This window comes from Pseudomonas poae RE*1-1-14 (genome assembly GCF_000336465.1).
Classification (GTDB): Bacteria; Pseudomonadota; Gammaproteobacteria; order Pseudomonadales; family Pseudomonadaceae; genus Aquipseudomonas; species Aquipseudomonas poae.
Window position 1 is genome coordinate 5,504,766 of sequence record NC_020209.1, and the last position, 7,476, is coordinate 5,512,241.

General features: G+C 52.9%; 1 protein-coding gene, 2 tRNA genes and 3 rRNA genes. All 6 read left to right on the forward strand.

The genetic code is table 11. The features are described from left to right. Positions 1 to 16: 16 nt before the first annotated feature. The 6 genes from H045_RS24100 (at position 17) to rrf (ending at position 7,330) form a co-directional block, all read left to right on the forward strand. Positions 17 to 1,510: a CoA-acylating methylmalonate-semialdehyde dehydrogenase gene (locus H045_RS24100; RefSeq protein ID WP_015373694.1), complete on the forward strand. Its 1,494-nt coding sequence runs from the start codon at positions 17 to 19 to the stop codon at positions 1,508 to 1,510. Between the two features lie 612 nt (positions 1,511 to 2,122). Continuing rightward, positions 2,123 to 3,659, forward strand: a 16S ribosomal RNA gene (locus tag H045_RS24105). Positions 3,660 to 3,741: 82 nt separating this feature from the next. Beyond that, a tRNA-Ile gene (locus H045_RS24110) sits at positions 3,742 to 3,818 on the forward strand. A gap of 30 nt (positions 3,819 to 3,848) precedes the next feature. Next, positions 3,849 to 3,924 (forward strand) — tRNA-Ala (locus H045_RS24115). Positions 3,925 to 4,171: 247 nt separating this feature from the next. Beyond that, a 23S ribosomal RNA gene (locus H045_RS24120) occupies positions 4,172 to 7,063 on the forward strand. Positions 7,064 to 7,214: 151 nt separating this feature from the next. Next, positions 7,215 to 7,330, forward strand: a 5S ribosomal RNA gene (rrf, locus tag H045_RS24125). The 16S, 23S and 5S rRNA genes sit together here with 2 tRNA genes alongside, the layout of an rRNA operon. Positions 7,331 to 7,476 lie beyond the last annotated feature (146 nt).

The window sequence follows — 7,476 nt, forward strand, 5'->3', positions numbered from 1 at the left end:
ATTTTCAGGAGCCTGCATGAGCGTTATCCAGCATTTGATCAACGGTGAGTTGGTCAGCGACAGCGGCCGTACGGCCGATGTTTACAATCCGTCCACCGGCCAGGTGATCCACCAGGTGCCGTTGGCCAGTCGTGAAACCATTCAACGTGCGATTGATACCGCCAAGGCTGCATTCCCGGCGTGGCGCAATACCCCGGCCGCCAAGCGGGCGCAGGTGATGTTTCGTTTCAAGCAACTGCTTGAGCAGAACGAGGCGCGTATTGCGCAATTGATCAGCGAGGAGCATGGCAAGACGCTGGAAGACGCCGCCGGTGAGTTGAAGCGCGGGATCGAGAACGTGGAATACGCGTGTTCGGCGCCGGAGATCCTCAAGGGCGAGTACAGCCGCAATGTGGGGCCGAATATTGATGCCTGGTCGGATTTCCAGCCCCTGGGCGTGGTGGCGGGTATTACGCCGTTCAACTTCCCGGCGATGGTGCCGTTGTGGATGTATCCGCTGGCGATCGTGTGCGGTAACTGTTTCATCCTCAAGCCGTCGGAGCGTGATCCGAGCTCAACGCTGTTGATCGCGCAATTGCTGCAGGAAGCCGGCTTGCCCAAGGGCGTGCTGAGTGTGGTGCACGGCGACAAGGGGGCGGTGGATGCCTTGATTGAAGCGCCAGAGGTCAAGGCGCTGAGCTTTGTGGGGTCGACGCCGATTGCCGAGTACATCTATGCCGAGGCGAGCCGGCGCGGCAAACGCGTTCAGGCGCTGGGCGGCGCGAAGAACCATGCGGTGCTGATGCCGGATGCGGACCTGGACAACGCCGTCAGTGGCCTGATGGGCGCTGCCTATGGTTCGTGCGGTGAGCGGTGCATGGCGATCTCGGTGGCGGTGTGCGTGGGCGACCAGGTGGCGGATGCGTTGATCGCCAAGCTGGTGCCGCAGATCAAGGCGCTGAAGATAGGCGCGGGCACTACGTGCGGCCTGGATATGGGGCCGTTGGTCACGGGGCAGGCGCGGGACAAGGTTAGTGGCTATATAGAGGATGGCGTGGCGTCGGGTGCTGAGCTGGTGGTGGATGGGCGTGGCTTGAGCATTGCCGGGAACGAGCAGGGCTTCTTTTTGGGCGGCAGTCTGTTTGACCGTGTGACCCCTGAGATGCGTATCTATAAGGAAGAGATCTTCGGGCCTGTGCTGTGCGTGGTGCGAGTGAGCAGCCTGGAAGCGGCGATGCAACTGATCAACGATCACGAGTATGGCAACGGTACGTGCATTTTTACCCGTGACGGCGAGGCTGCGCGGTTGTTCTGTGACGAAATTGAAGTGGGCATGGTGGGTGTCAACGTTCCGCTGCCGGTGCCGGTGGCCTATCACAGTTTCGGTGGCTGGAAGCGTTCACTGTTTGGTGACTTGCATGCCTATGGGCCTGATGGGGTGCGGTTTTACACGCGCCGCAAGGCGATCACCCAGCGCTGGCCGCAGCGGGCCAGTCATGAAGCGTCGCAGTTTGCTTTCCCCAGTTTGTAGGATGCAGTGAGAGCCGGCCCCTCTGGGGCCGGCTTTTGCGTTTTGCGGTATATGGCAGAAAGATGAAAAAAGAAGTTGACGGCAGATTCTGGACGTCTATAATTCGCCCCACTTCCGGCGCAGTCGAAACGGAAAACTCCTTGGTAAACAAGTAGTTACGCAGAATTCGACAGCGAGTTGCTTCAGGTCATCGAAGCCCAGAAGGAGTTGATAGTGCAGTGTTGTTTGGCGCTATTAGCGTTTCGATCTTCTCGATCGAAAGCTGAGAAAAATAGGTGTTGACAGCAGCGTGTAACGCTGTAGAATTCGCCTCCCGCTGACGAGAGATCGGAAGCGCAAGTGGTTGAAGTTGTTGAAGAATTCTTCGAAAGCTTCTGAAAATAATCACTTGACAGCAAATGAGGCTGCTGTAGAATGCGCGCCTCGGTTGAGACGAAAGATCTTAACCAACCGCTCTTTAACAACTGAATCAAGCAATTCGTGTGGGTGCTTGTGGAGTCAGACTGATAGTCAACAAGATTATCAGCATCACAAGTTACTCCGCGAGAAATCAAAGAATAACCAACGATTGCTGAGCCAAGTTTAGGGTTTCTTAAAAACCCAAAGATGTTTGAACTGAAGAGTTTGATCATGGCTCAGATTGAACGCTGGCGGCAGGCCTAACACATGCAAGTCGAGCGGTAGAGAGAAGCTTGCTTCTCTTGAGAGCGGCGGACGGGTGAGTAATGCCTAGGAATCTGCCTGGTAGTGGGGGATAACGTTCGGAAACGGACGCTAATACCGCATACGTCCTACGGGAGAAAGCAGGGGACCTTCGGGCCTTGCGCTATCAGATGAGCCTAGGTCGGATTAGCTAGTTGGTGGGGTAATGGCTCACCAAGGCGACGATCCGTAACTGGTCTGAGAGGATGATCAGTCACACTGGAACTGAGACACGGTCCAGACTCCTACGGGAGGCAGCAGTGGGGAATATTGGACAATGGGCGAAAGCCTGATCCAGCCATGCCGCGTGTGTGAAGAAGGTCTTCGGATTGTAAAGCACTTTAAGTTGGGAGGAAGGGCAGTTACCTAATACGTGATTGTTTTGACGTTACCGACAGAATAAGCACCGGCTAACTCTGTGCCAGCAGCCGCGGTAATACAGAGGGTGCAAGCGTTAATCGGAATTACTGGGCGTAAAGCGCGCGTAGGTGGTTTGTTAAGTTGGATGTGAAATCCCCGGGCTCAACCTGGGAACTGCATTCAAAACTGACTGACTAGAGTATGGTAGAGGGTGGTGGAATTTCCTGTGTAGCGGTGAAATGCGTAGATATAGGAAGGAACACCAGTGGCGAAGGCGACCACCTGGACTAATACTGACACTGAGGTGCGAAAGCGTGGGGAGCAAACAGGATTAGATACCCTGGTAGTCCACGCCGTAAACGATGTCAACTAGCCGTTGGAAGCCTTGAGCTTTTAGTGGCGCAGCTAACGCATTAAGTTGACCGCCTGGGGAGTACGGCCGCAAGGTTAAAACTCAAATGAATTGACGGGGGCCCGCACAAGCGGTGGAGCATGTGGTTTAATTCGAAGCAACGCGAAGAACCTTACCAGGCCTTGACATCCAATGAACTTTCTAGAGATAGATTGGTGCCTTCGGGAACATTGAGACAGGTGCTGCATGGCTGTCGTCAGCTCGTGTCGTGAGATGTTGGGTTAAGTCCCGTAACGAGCGCAACCCTTGTCCTTAGTTACCAGCACGTCATGGTGGGCACTCTAAGGAGACTGCCGGTGACAAACCGGAGGAAGGTGGGGATGACGTCAAGTCATCATGGCCCTTACGGCCTGGGCTACACACGTGCTACAATGGTCGGTACAGAGGGTTGCCAAGCCGCGAGGTGGAGCTAATCCCATAAAACCGATCGTAGTCCGGATCGCAGTCTGCAACTCGACTGCGTGAAGTCGGAATCGCTAGTAATCGCGAATCAGAATGTCGCGGTGAATACGTTCCCGGGCCTTGTACACACCGCCCGTCACACCATGGGAGTGGGTTGCACCAGAAGTAGCTAGTCTAACCTTCGGGAGGACGGTTACCACGGTGTGATTCATGACTGGGGTGAAGTCGTAACAAGGTAGCCGTAGGGGAACCTGCGGCTGGATCACCTCCTTAATCGACGACATCAGCTGCTCCATAAGTTCCCACACGAATTGCTTGATTCATTGAAGAAGACGATAAGAAGCAGCCCGAAATTGGGTCTGTAGCTCAGTTGGTTAGAGCGCACCCCTGATAAGGGTGAGGTCGGCAGTTCGAATCTGCCCAGACCCACCAATTTTGTGTGGGAAACGCCTGTAGAAATACGGGGCCATAGCTCAGCTGGGAGAGCGCCTGCCTTGCACGCAGGAGGTCAACGGTTCGATCCCGTTTGGCTCCACCACTACTGCTTCTGTTGTATGAAAGCTTAGAAATGAGCATTCCATTGTGATGATGGTGAATGTTGATTTCTAGTCTTTGATTAGATCGTTCTTTAAAAATTTGGGTATGTGATAGAAAGATAGACTGAACGTTACTTTCACTGGTAACGGATCAGGCTAAGGTAAAATTTGTGAGTTCTCTTAATTGAGAAATTCGAATTTTCGGCGAATGTTGTCTTCACAGTATAACCAGATTGCTTGGGGTTATATGGTCAAGTGAAGAAGCGCATACGGTGGATGCCTTGGCAGTCAGAGGCGATGAAAGACGTGGTAGCCTGCGAAAAGCTTCGGGGAGTCGGCAAACAGACTTTGATCCGGAGATGTCTGAATGGGGGAACCCAGCCATCATAAGATGGTTATCTTACGCTGAATACATAGGCGTAAGAGGCGAACCAGGGGAACTGAAACATCTAAGTACCCTGAGGAAAAGAAATCAACCGAGATTCCCTTAGTAGTGGCGAGCGAACGGGGACTAGCCCTTAAGTGGCTTTGAGATTAGCGGAACGCTCTGGAAAGTGCGGCCATAGTGGGTGATAGCCCTGTACGCGAAAATCTCTTAGTCATGAAATCGAGTAGGACGGAGCACGAGAAACTTTGTCTGAATATGGGGGGACCATCCTCCAAGGCTAAATACTACTGACTGACCGATAGTGAACTAGTACCGTGAGGGAAAGGCGAAAAGAACCCCGGAGAGGGGAGTGAAATAGATCCTGAAACCGTATGCGTACAAGCAGTGGGAGCCTACTTTGTTAGGTGACTGCGTACCTTTTGTATAATGGGTCAGCGACTTATTTTCAGTGGCGAGCTTAACCGAATAGGGGAGGCGTAGCGAAAGCGAGTCTTAATAGGGCGTCTAGTCGCTGGGAATAGACCCGAAACCGGGCGATCTATCCATGGGCAGGTTGAAGGTTGGGTAACACTAACTGGAGGACCGAACCGACTACCGTTGAAAAGTTAGCGGATGACCTGTGGATCGGAGTGAAAGGCTAATCAAGCTCGGAGATAGCTGGTTCTCCTCGAAAGCTATTTAGGTAGCGCCTCATGTATCACTGTAGGGGGTAGAGCACTGTTTCGGCTAGGGGGTCATCCCGACTTACCAAACCGATGCAAACTCCGAATACCTACAAGTGCCGAGCATGGGAGACACACGGCGGGTGCTAACGTCCGTCGTGAAAAGGGAAACAACCCAGACCGTCAGCTAAGGTCCCAAAGTTATGGTTAAGTGGGAAACGATGTGGGAAGGCTTAGACAGCTAGGAGGTTGGCTTAGAAGCAGCCACCCTTTAAAGAAAGCGTAATAGCTCACTAGTCGAGTCGGCCTGCGCGGAAGATGTAACGGGGCTCAAACCATACACCGAAGCTACGGGTATCACGTATGTGATGCGGTAGAGGAGCGTTCTGTAAGCCTGTGAAGGTGAGTTGAGAAGCTTGCTGGAGGTATCAGAAGTGCGAATGCTGACATGAGTAACGACAATGGGTGTGAAAAACACCCACGCCGAAAGACCAAGGTTTCCTGCGCAACGTTAATCGACGCAGGGTTAGTCGGTCCCTAAGGCGAGGCTGAAAAGCGTAGTCGATGGAAAACAGGTTAATATTCCTGTACTTCTGGTTATTGCGATGGAGGGACGGAGAAGGCTAGGCCAGCTTGGCGTTGGTTGTCCAAGTTTAAGGTGGTAGGCTGAGATCTTAGGTAAATCCGGGATCTTAAGGCCGAGAGCTGATGACGAGTGTTCTTTTAGAACACGAAGTGGTTGATGCCATGCTTCCAAGAAAAGCTTCTAAGCTTCAGGTAACCAGGAACCGTACCCCAAACCGACACAGGTGGTTGGGTAGAGAATACCAAGGCGCTTGAGAGAACTCGGGTGAAGGAACTAGGCAAAATGGCACCGTAACTTCGGGAGAAGGTGCGCCGGTGAGGGTGAAGGACTTGCTCCGTAAGCTCATGCCGGTCGAAGATACCAGGCCGCTGCGACTGTTTATTAAAAACACAGCACTCTGCAAACACGAAAGTGGACGTATAGGGTGTGACGCCTGCCCGGTGCCGGAAGGTTAATTGATGGGGTTAGCTAACGCGAAGCTCTTGATCGAAGCCCCGGTAAACGGCGGCCGTAACTATAACGGTCCTAAGGTAGCGAAATTCCTTGTCGGGTAAGTTCCGACCTGCACGAATGGCGTAACGATGGCGGCGCTGTCTCCACCCGAGACTCAGTGAAATTGAAATCGCTGTGAAGATGCAGTGTATCCGCGGCTAGACGGAAAGACCCCGTGAACCTTTACTATAGCTTTGCACTGGACTTTGAATTTGCTTGTGTAGGATAGGTGGGAGGCTTTGAAGCGTGGACGCCAGTCTGCGTGGAGCCAACCTTGAAATACCACCCTGGCAACTTTGAGGTTCTAACTCAGGTCCGTTATCCGGATCGAGGACAGTGTATGGTGGGTAGTTTGACTGGGGCGGTCTCCTCCTAAAGAGTAACGGAGGAGTACGAAGGTGCGCTCAGACCGGTCGGAAATCGGTCGTAGAGTATAAAGGCAAAAGCGCGCTTGACTGCGAGACAGACACGTCGAGCAGGTACGAAAGTAGGTCTTAGTGATCCGGTGGTTCTGTATGGAAGGGCCATCGCTCAACGGATAAAAGGTACTCCGGGGATAACAGGCTGATACCGCCCAAGAGTTCATATCGACGGCGGTGTTTGGCACCTCGATGTCGGCTCATCACATCCTGGGGCTGAAGCCGGTCCCAAGGGTATGGCTGTTCGCCATTTAAAGTGGTACGCGAGCTGGGTTTAGAACGTCGTGAGACAGTTCGGTCCCTATCTGCCGTGGACGTTTGAGATTTGAGAGGGGCTGCTCCTAGTACGAGAGGACCGGAGTGGACGAACCTCTGGTGTTCCGGTTGTCACGCCAGTGGCATTGCCGGGTAGCTATGTTCGGAATAGATAACCGCTGAAAGCATCTAAGCGGGAAACTAGCCTCAAGATGAGATCTCACTGGAACCTTGAGTTCCCTGAAGGGCCGTCGAAGACTACGACGTTGATAGGTTGGGTGTGTAAGCGCTGTGAGGCGTTGAGCTAACCAATACTAATTGCCCGTGAGGCTTGACCATATAACACCCAAGCAATTTGCGTCGAAAGGCCAGATTGCGGTGTGTGAAGACGAGATGAACCGAAAGTTCGACGCTCACAAAGCACCGACAGCTGTCACATACCCAATTTGCTGAAGCGAGGCCATCTGGTCACGACTCAGTACCCGAATTTCTTGACGACCATAGAGCATTGGAACCACCTGATCCCATCCCGAACTCAGCAGTGAAACGATGCATCGCCGATGGTAGTGTGGGGTTTCCCCATGTGAGAGTAGGTCATCGTCAAGATTAAATTCCGAAACCCCATTTGCGAAAGCAGATGGGGTTTTGTTTTGGGCGATCGAAAAGTCTTCAGCCTTCGCCTACAAATTTGCACAGTTATTTCTGAACCAGACCACTAGAATAGGCGCCTAACCTTTTTAGAGTAAGAGCCC

Coding starts and splice junctions, on each gene's coding strand:
- H045_RS24100 (WP_015373694.1), top strand. CDS start 17: ATGAGCGTTATCCAGCATTTGATCAACGGTGAGTTGGTCAGCGACAGC.